Below are 16,430 nucleotides of genomic sequence, written 5' to 3' on the forward strand. Positions count from 1 at the left end.
GCGTCACGAAACGGGCAGGTCGTCGCTCACGAGGCGCGGCCGGAGAAGCTTCAGGGACAGGGCCGACAACACGCGGGATCCGGGACGCGGCCAGAACAGAAGACAGCACGGGGAGTGCCTCACACGTGGCCACTGCGGAGCCGACACGCGCCGACGACGCCGATCCGGGACGGGGAGCCGGCCCGCGAATACGCGTACCCGCGCCACGCCAGGGAGACGGCCCACGCCGTACCGAGGACAGACCGCCGTCGCGTCTGACCGCCGCCGTCCATGCCCTGCGGGAGCGTCTGCTGCGTCACCCGGTGCTGTCGATCACGACCCTGGCCGGGCTCCTCCACGTCATCTGGTTCTTCACGTTCGCGAGCAGCGGCGGCGACCTCGCGGCCCAGGACGCCTGGGCCGAGTTCGTGGGCCGGCATCCGGACTCGGCGTACAACCTGGCCTGGTACGGCGGGATGCACCCGGTGTCGTACAGCGTGGTGTCGCCGTATCTGATGTCGGTCCTCGGGGTCCGTACGACGATGATGATCGCGGGGACGATCTCCGCGGGCCTGCTGACGCTGGTGCTGCTGCGCAGCCGCTCGGTGCGCAACCCCCTGTGGGCGTCGCTCGCCGGGGTCTTCGGGCTGATCGCCAACGCGATCTCCGGGCGGGTGACCTTCGCGCTGGGCACGCTGTTCGCGCTCGGCGCGGTCGCCGTCGTGTTCTGCTGGCCGCACCGGTGGCGCTACAAGCGGTGGGCGAAGGCGCTGTGCGCGGCCCCGCTGGCCGCGCTCGCCACCATGTCGTCGCCGGTGGCCGGCCTGTTCGTGGGCTTCGTGGCGGTCGCGCTGTTCCTTCAGAAGCGGCGGCCGGGCGCATGGGCGCTGGGCCTGGCGCCGACCGCCGTCGTGGCCGTGTCCGCGTGGCTGTTCCCGTTCTCCGGCACCCAGCCGATGGTGATCGGTTCGGTGCTTCTTCCGCTGCTGCTGGCGGTCGTGACGTTCGTGATCGCCCCCAAGGAGTGGAAGACGGTCCGGCTGGTGTCGGCGGTCTACGGCCTCGCGGTCATCCTCGTGTGGGTGGTCAGCTCGCAGATCGGCTCGAACATCACCCGGCTGGCGATGCTGTTCGCCGGGGTGGCGCTGGTGGCGGTGCTGCCGTACACGGTGCCGCGCTCGCGCCAGTGGTACGCGGGTGTGCTGGCGCTGGTCACCTTCGTCGGGTGGATCGGCTACAAGACGGTCGACGACATCATCCACGCCGCCCCGGAGGCCTCCTGGGCGCGGGAACTGGCGCCGCTGGTGAACGAGCTCCAGGAGGTCGGCGCCGAGAAGGGCCGGGTGGAGGTCGTACCCGCCCGCTCCCACCGCGAGGCCTCCGCGCTCGCGCCGTACTTCAACCTGGCCCGCGGCTGGAACCGCCAGGCCGACATGGAGCGCAACCCGCTCTTCTACGACGACACCCTCAACTCCGCGAACTATCACGAGTGGCTCAAGCGCTGGGCCGTGCACTTCGTGGTCCTGCCCAAGGACGAGCCGGACCCCACGGGCGCCGAGCGGGAGCGGGAGCTGCTCCAGCGCGGTATGCCGTACCTGCGGCAGGTGTGGGGCGACGCCAACTGGCAGCTGTTCAAGGTGGTCACCCCGGCCTCGCTCGCCGAGCCGAACGCGGTCGTGGAGCGGGCCGAGCAGGGCGAGATGACGATGCGGGTGAGCAAGCCGGGTCACGTCCTGATCCGCATCCCCTACTCGCCGTGGCTGAGCATCGTCGACGCCGAGGGCAAGAAGCTCGACCCGCCGCAGGAGACGGAGGCGTCCAAGAGCCGTCCCGACGACGAGCCGAAGTCGTACGACAACGTCAACGGCTGTCTGGTGGAGACGGAGGAGGACGCCTTCGGCGACCGGTGGACGATGCTGCTGGCCCCGAAGGCCGGTACGTACCGGCTGGCGGCGCCCTACGGGGTGCCGCGCGGGACGCCCTGCCCGGAGGAGCTGCGCTGACCGCCGCCGCGCGGTGACCGTCAGCGCAGCCGGTCCACGTACCTGTCCGTTCCCGGAACGGTCGGGATGAACGGCGCCAGCAGCTCCACCCTCCCCAGCCCCGACTCGTCGACCGCCGTGTCCAGACCCGTGAAGTGGTCGTCCCAGCACTCCCTCGGGTCCGCCTCCACGAACCACAGCAGCGTCAGGCGGGTGTCCACGCCCTCGACCTGCTTGACGTACGACATGCGGTCGAGCGGGAGCGGCGTGGGGCGGAAGACCGTCACCATGGCCGTCGGAGAGCCTGCCAGCCGCTTCGGGAGGTGGCGGACGCGCAGCCACTCCAGCAGTTCGGCGCGCCGCTCCGCCGAGTCCGCGTCGATGACCTGCACCACCAGGCCCGCGTAGGGGTGGTCCAGGGCGTGGAAGTCGCGGGGGCCGGCCGCGCCGTCGCGGTACACCGTGGCCTCGTGGTCCTGGAACGCCGTGAAGACGTGGGTACGGTCCTGGTAGACGCGGGCGTCGCGGTTGAGCCGCTTGTTGATGGCGACGGTCCAGCGCATGTGGTCGGCGTAGCGGCCGGCGGTGATCCAGTACGTGGAGAGGTAGCAGCCGGCGGTGACCGGCTGGGCGATCGCCGACTTCTCCGGGTGGCGCAGGAGCTGGAGGTCCCTGGTGGCCACCCAGCGGCGGCCGGTGTACATCCAGGGCATGGCCATCGCGCCGGCGTAGTAGTGGTCGTCCTCGTACCAGCGGTTGTAGGCGTACTCGTGGCCCGGGTGGGGTTCGACCATGGTGATCAGGGCGTGGCCCGGGTGGACCCCGTACGGGCCGACGGCGGCCAGTTCGGCGTACGTCTCGCTGCGGGTGTCCTCGCTCATGCGGTTCCCCTTTCCTGCGGTCACCCATACTCTGACGGGCCGTCAGATATTGCGTCCAGAGTCGGGAGGCAGCGGAATGTCACTACTCACGGGCAGGACCGTCGTCGTGTCGGGAGTGGGCGCCGGGCTCGGTCACCAGGTCGCCGCCACGGTGGTGCGCGACGGCGGGAACGCGGTCCTCGGAGCGCGCACGGAGGCCAACCTCGCCAAGAGCGCGGCCGAGATCGATCCGGACGGGGCGCACACGGCGTACCGGGCGACCGACATCACCGACGAGACGCGGTGCGAGGCGCTGGCGGCACTCGCGCGGGAGCGGTTCGGGCGGATCGACGCCGTCGTCCACGTGGCCGCCTGGGACAGCTACTTCGGCGGCCTTCAGGACGCGGACTTCACCACCTGGCAGTCGGTGATCGACGTGAACCTGTTGGGGTCGCTGCGCATGACGCGGGCCTGCCTGCCGGCCCTCAAGGAGCGCGGGGGCTCGGTCGTGTTCATCGGGACCCAGTCCTCGGTCGCCGCCCCTTCGCAGGTGCGGCAGGCGGCGTACGCGGCGTCGAAGGGGGCGCTGACGAGCGCGATGTACTCGCTGGCCCGGGAGCTCGGCCCGTACCGGATCCGCGTCAACACCGTGCTGCCGGGCTGGATGTGGGGGCCTCCGGTGCAGGCGTACGTCCGGTTCACCGCGCAGACGGAGGGCGTGCCCGAGGCGGACGTGCTGAAACGGCTGACCGGGCGGATGGCGCTGCCCGATCTCGCCTCGGACGGGGATGTCGCGGACGCGGTGGCGTTCCTGACGTCGGACAGGGCACGCTCTCTCACGGGACAGTCGTTGCTGGTCAACGCAGGGGAGCTGATGCGATGAGTTCACATGGGTGAACCCAGGACCTCATGACGAACACTTTTACCCTCCCTTGACCTTACGCTCACTTGTCGTGTTCACGCGACAGCGCCCACGATGAGCGCCGGGCTGAACCCTGGGAGGGCGCACATGAACGGTCTCGACTGGGCCGTGCTCATCGGCTACTTCGGCGTGATGGTGGCGATCGGCGTCTGGTCCCACAAACGGGTGGACAACGTCAGCGACTTCTTCACCGCGGGCGGCAAGATGCCGTGGTGGCTGTCCGGGATCTCGCATCACATGTCCGGATACAGCGCGGTGATGTTCACCGGCTACGCGGGCATCGCCTACACCTACGGCGTGACGTCCTTCGTGACGTGGTCCTTCCCTATCGCCCTCGGTATCGCCATCGGCTCGAAGCTGTTCGCGCCCCGTATCAACCGGCTGCGCTCACGGCTGCACGTGGCCTCTCCGCTGGAGTACCTGAAGAACCGCTACGACCTGAAGACCCAGCAGGCGCTGGCCTGGTCCGGCATGCTGCTGAAGATCGTGGACGTGGGCGCGAAGTGGGCGGCCATCGCGACGCTGCTGTCCGTGTTCACCGGGGTGTCGCTGAACCAGGGCATCCTCATCACCGGTGGCATCACCGCCGTCTACTGCACCATCGGCGGGCTGTGGGCGGACGCGCTGACCGAACTCGGCCAGTTCGTCATCCAGTTGCTGGCCGGCGTCGCGATGTTCGTCGCGGTCATCATGAAGCTGAACGACAAGGGCATCGGCTTCCTGGACGCCTGGGACCGGCCGGAGCTCCAGGGCCACGGTGAGCCGCTGGTCGGGCCGTACGGCACCGTCTTCCTGCTCGCGTTCCTCTTCATCAAGCTCTTCGAGTACAACGGCGGCATGCTCAACCAGGCCCAGCGGTACATGGCCACGGCCACCCCGCGCGAGGCCGAGCGCTCGGCGCGGCTGTCGGCGATCCTGTGGCTGGTCTGGCCGGTGGTGCTCTTCTTCCCCATGTGGATGTCGCCGCTGCTGGTCGAGTCGCAGAAGACGGACGGCTCGGACTCGTACGGCCTGATGACCGAACAGCTGCTGCCGCACGGCCTGCTGGGCCTCGTCATCGTCGGGTTCTTCTCGCACACCATGGCCATGTGCTCGTCCGACGCCAACGCCATCGCCGCCGTCTTCACCCGGGACTGCGCGCCGGTGATCTGGCGCCGCGCGCGGACCTGGAGCGAGGGGCAGGGTCTGCGGGTCGCCCGGATCACGACCGTCGTCTTCCTCGGTCTGTCCATGGCGGCGGCGACCCAGGTCAACTCCCCCACCTTCAAGGACATCATCACCGTCGTGATCAGGTGGGTCGCCGGTCTGATGGGCCCGATGGCGATCCCGATGATGCTGGGCCTGCTGCGGCCGTTCCGCCGCTCCGGCCCCACGGCCGCGCTCACCAGCTGGTCGATGGGCCTGCTGGCCTTCTGGCTGGTCAACTACCCGATCAGCTGGCAGATCGAGGGCGGAGTGCCGCTCCAGTACCAGGTCTCCATCCCGCTGGCGGTGTCGCTGGTCCTGTACATCCTCATCGGCTTCGTGAAGCCGGAGGACACCCCGGAGCGGCTCGCGATCGTCGAGAAGATCAACACCGACGACGACGGGGCCGCGGCGGCCGCGGTGCCGGCGGGGCCGGTGGAGGACACCGTGCGTACGGGCGCGAAGGACTGAGGGTCTGAAGGAGGCGGGGCTGGGCCCGGCGCCCGAGACATCCGTCACGGGGGCCGGGACGCGGCGCGTCCCGGCACGGGGCTCATCCCCGCGGATAGCGCGCCAGCCACGCCGGTGAGGCACCCGCCGGGCCGTGCAGGGCCGGCCCCTGCGTCATCTCCATGGCGAAGTCGTCGGCGAGTTCCAGGATCGTGGGGCGGCCCTCCAGTTCGGCCAGCCAGTCCGGGGGCAGGGCCGTCTCGCCGTGCAGGGCGCCGAGCAGGCCCCCGGTGAGGGCGGCCGCGGCGGCGGAGGGACCGTCGTGGTTCACGGCGAGGCACAGTCCGTGGCGGACGTCCTCGCCGACCAGGGCGCAGTACACGGCGGCCGCTAGCAGCCCGTCCGCCGAGCCGTCGGCCGCGAGTTCCTCGACCCGCGCCGGGGTGGGCATGCCCTGCCGTACGGCGCCCAGGGCGTGCTGCAACGCGTCCGACACGGGCTCGTTCCCGGGCCGGGGTGCGAGCAGCGCGAGGGCCCGCTGGACGGCCCCGTCAAGGCTCTCCCCGCAGGCCAGCCCGTGCACGATGACGGCGTACGCGCCCGCCGACAGGTAGGCGATCGGGTGGCCGTGGGTCTGCGTCGCGCACTCCACGGCGAGCTGCACGACGAGCTGCGGCTCCCAGCCGACGAGCAGCCCGAAGGGCGCGGAACGGGCGACGGCCTCGGGCCCGAGCTCGGCCGCGTTCTTGGGCGACTCCAGTGTCCCCATGGTCTCGTCGCCGAGGCCGATCAGAAGCGCGCGGGTCGGGTCGCGGCGGGCGTACAGCCACTCCTCGCGCGCCAGCCACCCGTCGTCCTTGCGGCGCTCGTCGGGCCCCCAGTCCCGCTGGGTGGCGGCCCAGCGCAGATACGCCCGGTGCAGATCGGTGGGCGGGTGCCAGGCGCCGGTGTCCCGTCTGACCTGGGCTCTTATCAGCCCGTCCACGGAGAAGAGGGACAGCTGCGTGAGATGGCTCACGGCACCGCGCCGGCCGTGCCCGAACCCCAGGTCGACGAGGCCCTCCGCGCCGTACTGCTCCTGGATCTCCTCCAGCCCGAGCCCGTCGACCGGAGCGCCGAGGGCGTCCCCGACGGCCACGCCGAGCAGGGTGCCGCGCACCCTGCTGCGGAAGTCCTGCTGTTCGGTACGGCCCCAGACGGCGCCCAGCGTCGCACCCATCCAGACCTCCCCGTGACAGCGTCTTTCGCCCGACCGTTCGTCACTGTAATCGAACGGGGACGGTCGGTTCAGGGGGCGGATCGGTATGCGAGGTGTGACCGGATGCGGCCAAAGTGGTCAGGAGTGGTCAGGTATCAGCCGTACCAAGTGACATCGCGGCTCCTGCTCCCCCGGTCCACGATTCGTCCCGGCTCACGTAGCCGGGCGGGTCACTCCGCATAGCGCGCCCGGACGGCGTCCCGGGCCGCCGCGGCCGCTGTCACGCGGGGCGTCAGGCGGGCTCGGTCGGCGTCGGGGCTGTGGAGCAGTTCGGTGAGTGTGTCGACGAGGTCGGCCAGGTCGTCCCAGTCGGGGTCCGCGGCGAGGGCCTCGGACAGTGCCCGGTCGGCGCCGGGCCAGTCACCGGATGCCGCGGCATGGATGCAGCGCTCCATCGCGAGGGACGTCTCGTCCCATCCGGACTCGGGCAGCCAACGCGCGAGGTCCCGCCACAGGGGTGCGGCAGCCCTCAGGCCTTGGGTCCTGCCCACGGTCAGCGCCATGTGAAAGGTGCCGGAGTAGGGGTCCGCCGTGCCGATCCGCTCGGCGAGCATGCGTGCTTCCGCCCACCGCCCGGTGTGCCGGCAGACCTCGGCCCGCAGTGCGTCCAGGTCGTCGTCGGACGTGGACCGCCGGTCCGGCGCGGACAGCCGGGCCAGCGCCTCATCCACGTGGCCACAGCGCATCAGCAGCGCGACGCTCTCACCCCACGCCCAGTCCGCGTCCATGTCCAGGGCACGGCACCGGTCCAGGTCGGCCAACGCCTGCTCGTGTCTTCCGGTCGCGAGGCAGACGCGTGCGCGCTGTTGGTACGCCCAGCCGTTGTCCGGGCTCGCCGCCACAGCGCGGTCCAGATAGTGCCGAGCCTCCGTATAGGCCCCGCGAACGCGGTAGATGACTCCCAGCATGGCCAGCACTTCGGCGTACTCGGGATCCCGTTCGAGTCCACGTCGGAAGGCGACGATCGCCTCCTCATCACGGCCTGCACTCCAATAGGCGAGGCCCAGTTCGGCGGAGATCCAGTCGGCGGACTGCGGCCCTGCCTCAAGAGCCCGGTGCAGATCCTCGAACATGCCCGCCTCGTCGTCCAACGCCTTGCGCACCCGGGCTCGGCTCGCCAGCGCCCAGACATAGTCGGCGTCGATCCCGATCGCTCGGTCGAGGTCGGCCAGGGCCTCCTCGTCACGGCCCAGTTGGTGGAGAGCCGCTCCACGACTGGCCAGCGCCGAGCCGTAGTCGGGGCTGAGAGCGACGGCCCGGCCGAGCTCGGTGACCGCCTCCTCGGACCTGCCCGCGAGCCGGTACGCGTCGCCGCGCTCCGAGGCGACCCAGGCCGAGTCGGGCGCGAGTTCGACCGCCCGGTCCAGGTCGGTGAACGCCTGGTCCCACTCCTCCCTGACCCGGCGCAGACGAGCCCTGCGGACGAGAGCCCACACGTAGTCCTCGTCGAGGCTCAGCGCGCGGTCGAAGTCGGCGAGGGCCTGGTCGTACTGCTGAAGGGCGTGCCGGCACACGCCTCTGGACGCCAGAAAGTACGAGCTGGCCGGATCGAGGTCGATGGCCCGGTCGTAGTCGGCGATGGCCTCCTCGAATCGTCCCGCCTGCCGATAGGTCTCCGCGCGCTCCGCGATGAGTTCTTCGATCTCCTCGTCGTCGGGGAACAGTTGAAGGGCACGGTCGAAGTCGGCCAGGGCCGCCGCCATGTCGCCCAGGGCGCGGTGGGCGATACCCCGGCCGGCGTAGCCGACGAAGAGATCGGGATCGAGTTCGATCGCCCGGTCGTAGTCGTCCCATGCCCGCCCGTGCTCCCCGTTCCTGCTCACCCGCCGACCACGCACCGTGTGCGCCAGTGCCCGGCCTGCCCTGTCCAGACCGGGTCGGGACAGCAGCAGGTCCATCGCCCTGACCACTCCGGACGTGTCGTCGGCGAGGGCTTCGCGCAGCCGGCGGCCCCAGTCGCGCAGGGTCGGGCTGTCCGTGGCGTCGCCCGCGTCCTCCAGCATCCGTGCCCAGTGGTGGCCGGCCGCCTTGTCCATGCCGCTGACCCCGACCAGATCCCGCAGCGCCCCGGCCAGCGCTTCCTGCGGGCGGGCGCAGAGCGAGTGGTACGTCTCCTCCAGCCGCAGCTCCCGCCACTGCTCGTCGTCCCATTCGGCGAGGAAGGACCGCAGGTCCCGCGTGGAGTCCTCGCGCCAGGCCCGGAAGGCGTCCGCGAGCCTCTCGTGCCGCTCGGTCCAGCCGCGCCGGGAGCGGTTGCGCTGCAACCGGAGCATCTGTTCGCGGACCAGCTCGTGGTACCGGAGGCGGTCGCCGCGGTCGTCCACGAAGGCAAGCCCGCGCAGCCAGCCGAACAGCTCGTCGGCTTCCGTCTCGGGGCAGTCCACCGCCCCCCTGAACACATCCATGTCCAGCCGCCGGGGTAGCGCGCAGGCCAGGGCGACCGCGCGGCGTACGGGATCCTGCTCCCACCTCAGGAAGCGTTCGACGGCCGTGGCGCTGGGGTCGCCTATGTCGTCCGGGCCGGTCGGGCGTTGCTCGGCCAGGGTCGACACGAGCACCGGCAGTCCGCCGGTGAGCCGGAGCACCTCCTCGACGACCGGCTCGGCCGCGACGCCCTTGTCCGCCAGCAGTCCGCGCGCCTCGGACTCGGTGAACGGGCCGAGCGCCACATCGGTCATGAAGTCGGCGAAACCACCCCAGCGGGCGGCGTCGAAGGGGTGCTGCCCCGCGGTGACCACGACGACCGTGGCCGGGAGGGTGCCGTACCGGTCCGTGGTCATCACCTCGTGCAGCCAGCCGTCCAGCAGCGGGCCGGTGCGTTCGTAGGTGTCGAAGAACAGGACGATCCACGGCACCTCGGACGCCGCGTCGGACAGCTCGGTGAGCAGCACGGGTGTGAGGACCCGCTCCGGTGCCAGGACGAGCTGCACGTCGTCCTGGTTCCGCAGGCGTGCGCTGAGTCCCGCGCGCAACCGGTCGGCGCCCTCGGCGAGTTGGGCCGCGTCGAGTGCTCCGGCGAAGGCTCCGACGCCCGGCACCATCCCCAGCCCCACCAACCCGGCCCGTATCACCGCCGTACTGCCTGTCGACGGCCCTTCCGGCTCGGGCCCCAGTGAGGCGAAGGCGGCCTCCGCCTCGTGGCGTCGTTCCCGATGGGCGGCGAGCTGCCGATCGAGGTCCTTGAACCTGAAACCCTGAGCGGCGAACTGCCGGCTGATCGCCGCCATGGCCTCCGGTACGCTGCCGACGCTCTCGTCGACGTACGCCGTCAACGCTCCCCTCTCGCGGGCGATCTGCTCCAACTCCCGTACCAGAAAGGTCTTTCCGACGCCCGCGTCGCCGTGCACATGGAAGAGGAAGCGATGCCGCTCGTCCTCCGGCCGTAGATCGAGGTTCTCTCGGAACGCCGCCCGCTCGGTGCTCCGCCCCACGAACCCGGCCCGCCTGCGGAGCCTGATCAACTCCTGCATCGACGGCCGCGACTGCGCCATCCCACGTCTCCCTCGCCTCCGCCGACCGGTACCCCCTCATTCTGGTGCAACGTCCGGAAGTGGGGGTCCTGTGAAACGTGCCAACTCCCGTTCTCCCAGGGGCCGCTGTCGGATCCAATGGCAGCCATGACCAGAGGCATACCGCGGGCGGGGGCACGGAGCCGACAGCTTCGGAGGATCGCGGAGCGCCGGGCGGCGCAGCCGGGCCGGCAGGCCGGGCAACGCCCTGCGGCTCCACTGGGAGCCCGCCGCCCGGGACACCGCCGCGGGGCGCCGGAGCGGAACACCACGCGTGCCGGGTCGGGAACGGCCGACGCGCCCGCGGAGGGCGGGGGCCGGGGGCAGCGGGCCGTCTTCGTCGCGATGATGCTCCCCGGGGTCGCCGCGCTCGCCACTCTCGCCTTCACCTGGGTGTCCGTGTCGCAGGTGTCCGAGGAGCTGACCATCTCCGAGCAGGGGCAGATCGCCGACCGGTACGACAAGGCCATGGAACGCCTGGACGACGGCTCCGCCAACATCCGCCGAGGTGCGATCTTCTCCCTGCAAGGCATCATGGAGGACTCTCCGCGGCAGCAGCCGGCCGTGATCTACGCGCTGTCCGAGTACATCCGCACCCATGCCACCGAGAAGCCCGCCAAGAACACGTCCAAGAACCCCTCCAAGACCGAGAAGGCTCCGGACATCCAGGCGGCCCTGTCGGTGCTCGGCCAGCGCGACCCCGCCCACGACGGTGACCGCCCCATCGACCTCAGAGGCGTCCAGCTGGCCGGAGTCGATCTGCACGGGGCCGACCTGAGCCGGGCGAACCTCGCCGGCGCTGTCCTCTCCCAGGGCAACCTGGAGGACACCCACCTGTCCGGAGCGGACCTGCGGGGCGCCTCGCTCCGGGGGACGGTCCTGACCCGTGCCGACCTGGCCGGGGCGAACCTGGGCAGGGCCGTCCTCGACGACGCCGTTCTGACCGAGGCGAACCTCTCCCACGCGTTCCTCGACTCCGCCCGGCTGAAATCGGCCGACCTGGCGGGCGCGGACCTCTCCGATGCCCGTCTGCACAAGACGGACCTGCGGGAGGCGGACCTGACCGACGTGAAGCTGGACGGAGCGGACCTGACCGGCGCGCACCGCCCGGAAGCGGACCTGCCGACGGCGAGCCCGACGCCCACCGTGTTGCGCCAACTCCCGACGGAACCGGCCCAACGAGTTCCGAACACAGGGGCCGCACAGGGAAGATGACCATCATGCCTACGACACCCCCACGCACCGCACTCCACCTCGCCGCCGCCCTCCTCACCGGCACCGCGGCCCTCTACATCGCCCTCGTCGCCTTCGGCAACATCACCGACTTCGGCACCAACCAGCAGTTCGTGCAGCACGTCCTGGCGATGGACACCACGTTCAAGGACGACGACCTGATGTGGAGAGCCGTCACCAGCAAGGGACTTCAGGACGCCGCGTACGTCGCGATCATCGTCTGGGAGACCGTCGCCGCGCTGGTGCTGATATACGGGACCTGGCTGTGGGCCCGGCGCGACGACGTCCGTGCCCGCCGCTTCTCCACCTACGGCCTGCTGATGCTGATGCTCCTGTTCGGCGCCGGGTTCATCGCCATCGGCGGTGAATGGTTCTCCATGTGGCAGTCGGGGGACTGGAACGGACTGGACGCCGCGACCCGGGTGTTCCTGTTCAGCGGCGTCGTGCTGATCGTCAACCACCTGCCGCCGAAGGAGAGCTGACACCGCTTCAGTGGCGCAGGGCCCATTTCTGGATCGACTCCAGGGGCCCTGCCGAGAAGCGCCGCAGCCAGAGGGTGGAGCCCGCCATGAGGATCGCGCAGACCGTGACCCACAGGCCGACCACCCACCAGGGCCCGGTGTCGCCGAGTCGTTCCGCCAGGCCCAGGCCGATGCCGTACGAGACGAGCACGCACAGCACGTTCTGCAGGACGTAGCCGGACAGGGCCGTACGGCCGACCGACGACAGGCCCGTCATCAGCGGGCCCGGCCGCCGTACCCGGTCCACCATCGCGCCGATCAGCCCGATGTACCCGACGGCCAGCAGCGGGGCGGTGCCGTAGCGGGCCAGGAGGAAGAGGTCCTGGCCCGCCAGGGTCGCCGCGATGTTGAGCGGCAGGCCCAGGCCCAGCCCCCACGCCAGCAGGCGGGAGCGCAGCCGGCGTCCTGTCTCGTCCGCGCCGAATGCCCCGGCCCGGAACAGCCGTACGCCCAGGAGGAAGAGGAAGAGGAGAAGGAAGAAGGTCAGGACCGGTTCCATGCGGAGCGCGATCGCGTTCTCCAGGCGGAAGGTGACCTGGTCCAGGTAGGTGCCGTGGGCGTACAGGTCGACGACCTCCCCGGAGACAGCGCCACTGTCATCGCTGTCGGTCATGGCCAGGGCCGCCGTCAGCAGACCCATCAGCGTCAGGTGGATGCCCGCCGCCCACCACATCACCCGTCGCTGGGCCCGTTCCGAGCGGGTCAGCAGCCAGGCGACCAGCAGTGCGGTGACGGCGTATCCCATCAGTACGTCCCAGGCGAAGACCAGCACGAAGTGCACCGTGCCCTCGCCGAACAGGAACAGCGCCCGCCACCGGTAGCGCCCCGGCCACGGCTGCCCGCGCCGCTCCGCCGAGGCGTACTGGATGGCCAGTCCGACGCCGAACAGGATCGTCAGCAGCGACAGGAACTTGCCGTTCGCCAGCACGCTGAAGACGGCTTCGACGGCTCCCGTGTCCGTCCCGGCCTCCAGGGCGCCCCACTCCGCGCCCGGCCCGGTGAAGATCCATACGTTCGTCATGAGCGTGCCCAGGATGGCCGCCCCGCGCAGTACGTCGAGGAGGGGCAGCCGTCGTCCGGTGGGGGCGGCCTGCGGTGTCCGTGTCACTCGCGCGTCCGTGTGCGTCATGCGTTCATCGTCACGGCCGTATCGGACGCAATCGTCATGAGCGAAGTCGAACCCGGCCTACATCGAAAGATGCAGTGGCCTGCTGATACGGGTCCTACTTGACCACGACCACCGACGTACCCGTCTCCCCGAACGTCCACAGCGCCGCCCCGTCGGCCGCGCGCATCCGGACCCCGCCGGTCTGCTTGCCCGCGGCGGGCGGGGGCGAGGAGCCGTCCACGGCGTTGGAGAAGGCGATGGAGATGCCGGACTTGGCGGCGAAGTAGATGATGTTCTCGATCTGCACGCCGTCCGAGCCGGTGGTGGCCATGGTGCGCGACGACACCGCGTAGGTGCCGGCGTCCGGGCTCACCGTGCCCGGCCAGACGGCGAAGGTACGGCGGGTCGCCTCGCTCGCGTCGACCAGCCAGACCCGCTTCTGGCCGAGGGCGTAGACGATCCGGCGTCCCGTGCCCGAGGCGTCCGGCACCGCGGCGGGCTCGGCGGACTTCGACGGGGCGGGGCTCACGCCCGGCGACGCCGACGCGCTCGGGCGGGCGCCCGTGGCCGTCGGGTGCGGCCCCTTGTCGGCCTGCACGGCGAGGACGGTGACGGCGGCTATCGCTCCCACCGTCAGACCGGTCACCCAGACCTTGGGAGCAGGCACGGGCACGCATCTCCTCGGCTACGGAAAGCTACGGAACCCCTCCAGCGGGGGTCGGATCATCGTACCGACCCCCGCGGCACGCTCTTCCTCAGTCCAGCACCGGCAGCAGCTCCGGCAGATGCCCGTCCGAGGCCGCCGCCGCCCGCTGCCGCTCCTCCGGCACCTCGCCGTACAGGGTGGTGCGCGGCTTCGCCGGACGCCCCGCCGCGTCGGCGACGGCCACGAGGTCGCGTACCGACTTGTAGGAGCCGTACGACGAACCCGCCATCCGCGAGATCGTCTCCTCCATCAGCGTGCCGCCGAGGTCGTTGGCCCCGGAGCGGAGCATCTCCGCCGCGCCCTCCGTGCCCAGTTTGACCCAGCTGGTCTGGATGTTGGGGATGTGCGGGTGCAGGAGGAGTCGGGCCATCGCCGTCACCGCCCTGTTGTCGCGGACCGTCGGACCGGGGCGCGCGATGCCCGCCAGGTAGACCGGCGCGTTGGTGTGGATGAACGGCAGCGTGACGAACTCCGTGAAGCCGCCGGTGCGTTGCTGGATGCCGGCCAGGGTGCGCAGATGGCCGAGCCAGTGGCGGGGCTGGTCGACATGGCCGTACATCATCGTCGACGAGGAGCGGATGCCCAGTTCGTGCGCCGTCGTGATCACCTCGATCCACGTGGCCGTCGGCAGCTTGCCCTTGGTCAGGACCCAGCGGACCTCGTCGTCGAGGATCTCGGCGGCGGTACCGGGGATGGAGTCCAGGCCGGCTTCCTTCGCCGCCGTGAGCCACTCGCGGATCGACATGCCGGTGCGGGTGGCGCCGTTGACGACCTCCATCGGGGAGAAGGCGTGCACGTGCATGCCGGGGACGCGCTCCTTCACCGCCCGTGCGATGTCGAAGTACGCCGTCCCCGGCAGGTCGGGGTGGATGCCGCCCTGCATGCAGACCTCCACCGCGCCCACGTCCCAGGCCTGTTGGGCGCGGTCGGCGACCTGGTCCAGGGAGAGCGTGTAGGCGTCGGCGTCCGTACGCCGCTGGGCGAAGGCGCAGAAGCGGCAGCCGGTGTAGCAGACGTTGGTGAAGTTGACGTTCCGCGTGACGATGTACGTGACGTCGTCGCCGACCACCGACCTGCGGACGTCGTCGGCGATGCGCGTGAGCGCGTCCAGCGCCGGGCCGTCCGCGTGCAGCAGCGCGAGCGCCTCCTCGTCGGTCAGCCGGGTCGGGTCGTCGGCGGCGACCCGCAGCGCCTGGCGGACGTCGGTGTCGATGCGCTGCGGCGCCATGCCGGGCGCGGCGGCCTCGCGCAGGGCGCCCCAGTCGCCGTACACCTCGTCGAAGTCGTCGCGGCGGTCGGAGGTACGGCCCTCGGAGTCGATCGTCGTGTGCAGATCCGTACGGCCGGACGCGACGAAGACCTCGTCCGGCTCCTGCCACGGGTGGCCCTCGACCACCGCGTCCGGACGTGCCAGGCCCGTCTCCGGGTCGGCGAGCGCCCTCACGTGCGGGAGCAGCCGCGGATCCAGCCAGGGTTCGCCGCGCTGGACGAACTCCGGGTAGACGCACAGCCGTTCGCGCAGCTCGAAGCCGGCGGCCACCGACCGCTCGACCAGCTCCTCGATCTGCGGCCAGGGGCGCTCGGGGTTGACGTGGTCGATGGTCAGCGGGGAGACCCCGCCCCAGTCGTCGATGCCGGCCCGGATCAGCCGCTCGTACTCGCTGTCGACCAGGTTGGGCGGGGCCTGGAGGCAGGCGCTCGGGCCCATGATGTGCCGGGCGACGGCGACCGTGGCGACCAGCTCGTCGAGTTCCGCGTCCGGCATGCCGCGCATCGCGGTGTCCGGCTTGGCGCGGAAGTTCTGGATGATCAGTTCCTGGATGCCGTGGTAGGCCCGGGAGACCTTCCGGAGCGCGAACAGGGACTCGGCCCGCTCCTCGTACGTCTCGCCGATGCCGATGAGGATCCCGGAGGTGAAGGGGACGGAGGAACGCCCCGCGTCCTGAAGCACCCGCAGCCGTACGGCGGGCTCCTTGTCCGGGGAGCCGTGATGCGGGCCGCCGGGTTCGGACCACAGGCGGGTGGCGGTGGTCTCCAGCATCATGCCCATCGACGGGGCGACCGGCTTGAGCCGCTGGAAGTCGGTCCAGGACATGACGCCGGGGTTGAGGTGCGGGAGGAGCCCCGTCTCCTCCAGGATGCGGATGGAGATGGCGCGGACGTAGGCGATGGTGTCGTCGTAGCCGTGCGCGTCGAGCCATTCGCGTGCCTCGGGCCAGCGGTCCTCGGGCTTGTCGCCGAGGGTGATGAGGGCTTCCTTGCAGCCGAGGGCCGCGCCCTTGCGGGCGATGTCGAGGACCTCGTCCGGGGACATGAACATCCCGTGCCCGGCACGGCGCAGCTTGCCCGGGACGGTGACGAAGGTGCAGTAGTGGCACTTGTCCCGGCACAGCCGGGTGAGGGGGATGAAGACGCTCTTCGAGTACGTGATGACACCGGGGCGCTCCGCTTGTTCGAGGCCGGCGTCCCGCACCCGGCCGGCCGACGCGACGAGGTCGTCGAGTGCCTCGCCGCGGGCCTGGAGCAGGACGGCCGCCTCGGCGACGTCGAGGGCGACGCCGTCACGGGCGCGTTTGAGGGCGCGACGCATGGAGTTGTCGGTCGGGCCAGGTGTCGAGCCGGTTCCGGGGGTCGCGGGAGTCGTCATTCTTTGAGCATACGTTCGAGATTTGGAGGGTCGGAGGCGGTTCGGGGTGGTGCTGCGCAAGGCCGGGTGC

Annotated in this window: 11 protein-coding genes; 5 read left to right on the forward strand and 6 right to left on the reverse strand. The window is 71.0% G+C overall.

The window, feature by feature from the left end; all coding sequences use genetic code 11:
• The first annotated feature begins 125 nt into the window (after positions 1-125).
• The gene (locus tag ACFU95_RS11475) at positions 126-1,982 is read left to right on the forward strand and encodes an MFS transporter (RefSeq protein WP_383825212.1); all 1,857 of its coding nucleotides are present in this window, start codon (positions 126-128) and stop codon (positions 1,980-1,982) included.
• Between the two features lie 20 nt (positions 1,983-2,002).
• Here the strand turns inward: ACFU95_RS11475 and ACFU95_RS11480 are convergent, their stop codons facing one another.
• Positions 2,003-2,842 (reverse strand): hypothetical protein, encoded by an 840-nt coding sequence (locus ACFU95_RS11480; protein WP_383825214.1) that lies wholly within the window; start codon positions 2,840-2,842, stop codon positions 2,003-2,005.
• Between the two features lie 76 nt (positions 2,843-2,918).
• Between ACFU95_RS11480 and ACFU95_RS11485 the strand changes: the two genes are divergently transcribed.
• Both ACFU95_RS11485 and ACFU95_RS11490 read left to right on the forward strand, forming a co-directional pair.
• Entirely contained in the window at positions 2,919-3,704 is a 786-nt protein-coding gene (locus ACFU95_RS11485) for an SDR family oxidoreductase (protein WP_383825216.1), read from the forward strand.
• Positions 3,705-3,830: 126 nt separating this feature from the next.
• Complete coding sequence (locus ACFU95_RS11490) at positions 3,831-5,399, forward strand: sodium:solute symporter family protein (RefSeq protein WP_383825219.1); 1,569 nt, start codon at positions 3,831-3,833, stop codon at positions 5,397-5,399.
• A gap of 82 nt (positions 5,400-5,481) precedes the next feature.
• On the opposite strand, the gene ACFU95_RS11495 is transcribed toward ACFU95_RS11490, so the two are convergent.
• Together ACFU95_RS11495 and ACFU95_RS11500 are read right to left on the reverse strand one after the other, a co-directional pair.
• On the reverse strand, positions 5,482-6,597 hold the full coding sequence (locus ACFU95_RS11495; protein ID WP_383825222.1) for an ADP-ribosylglycohydrolase family protein: 1,116 nt from the start codon (positions 6,595-6,597) through the stop codon (positions 5,482-5,484).
• A 209-nt stretch (positions 6,598-6,806) separates the two neighbouring features.
• Positions 6,807-10,127, reverse strand: coding sequence for a tetratricopeptide repeat protein (locus tag ACFU95_RS11500; RefSeq protein ID WP_383825225.1), 3,321 nt, complete (start codon positions 10,125-10,127; stop codon positions 6,807-6,809).
• A gap of 126 nt (positions 10,128-10,253) precedes the next feature.
• Here ACFU95_RS11500 and ACFU95_RS11505 point away from each other — a divergent pair, with 126 nt between their 5' ends.
• Positions 10,254-11,360, forward strand: a complete 1,107-nt coding sequence (locus ACFU95_RS11505; RefSeq protein WP_383825227.1) for a pentapeptide repeat-containing protein — start codon at positions 10,254-10,256, stop codon at positions 11,358-11,360.
• A 5-nt stretch (positions 11,361-11,365) separates the two neighbouring features.
• Positions 11,366-11,860, forward strand: coding sequence for a DUF2165 domain-containing protein (locus ACFU95_RS11510; RefSeq protein ID WP_383825230.1), 495 nt, complete (start codon positions 11,366-11,368; stop codon positions 11,858-11,860).
• Positions 11,861-11,867: 7 nt separating this feature from the next.
• On the opposite strand, the gene ACFU95_RS11515 is transcribed toward ACFU95_RS11510, so the two are convergent.
• The 3 genes from ACFU95_RS11515 to ACFU95_RS11525 form a co-directional block, all read right to left on the reverse strand.
• Positions 11,868-13,028 carry a DUF418 domain-containing protein gene (locus tag ACFU95_RS11515; protein ID WP_383825232.1) on the reverse strand — a complete coding sequence of 387 codons (1,161 nt, stop codon included), beginning with the start codon at positions 13,026-13,028 and terminating at the stop codon, positions 11,868-11,870.
• Between the two features lie 94 nt (positions 13,029-13,122).
• A complete protein-coding gene (locus ACFU95_RS11520) occupies positions 13,123-13,674 on the reverse strand; it encodes a hypothetical protein (protein WP_383825234.1) in 552 nt (183 codons plus the stop codon).
• A gap of 88 nt (positions 13,675-13,762) precedes the next feature.
• On the reverse strand, positions 13,763-16,360 hold the full coding sequence (locus ACFU95_RS11525) for a bifunctional FO biosynthesis protein CofGH (protein ID WP_383825238.1): 2,598 nt from the start codon (positions 16,358-16,360) through the stop codon (positions 13,763-13,765).
• Positions 16,361-16,430 lie beyond the last annotated feature (70 nt).

Origin of the sequence: Streptomyces sp. NPDC057623 (genome assembly GCF_042800355.1) — a bacterium.
In the GTDB taxonomy this organism is placed as follows: Bacteria; Actinomycetota; Actinomycetes; order Streptomycetales; family Streptomycetaceae; genus Streptomyces.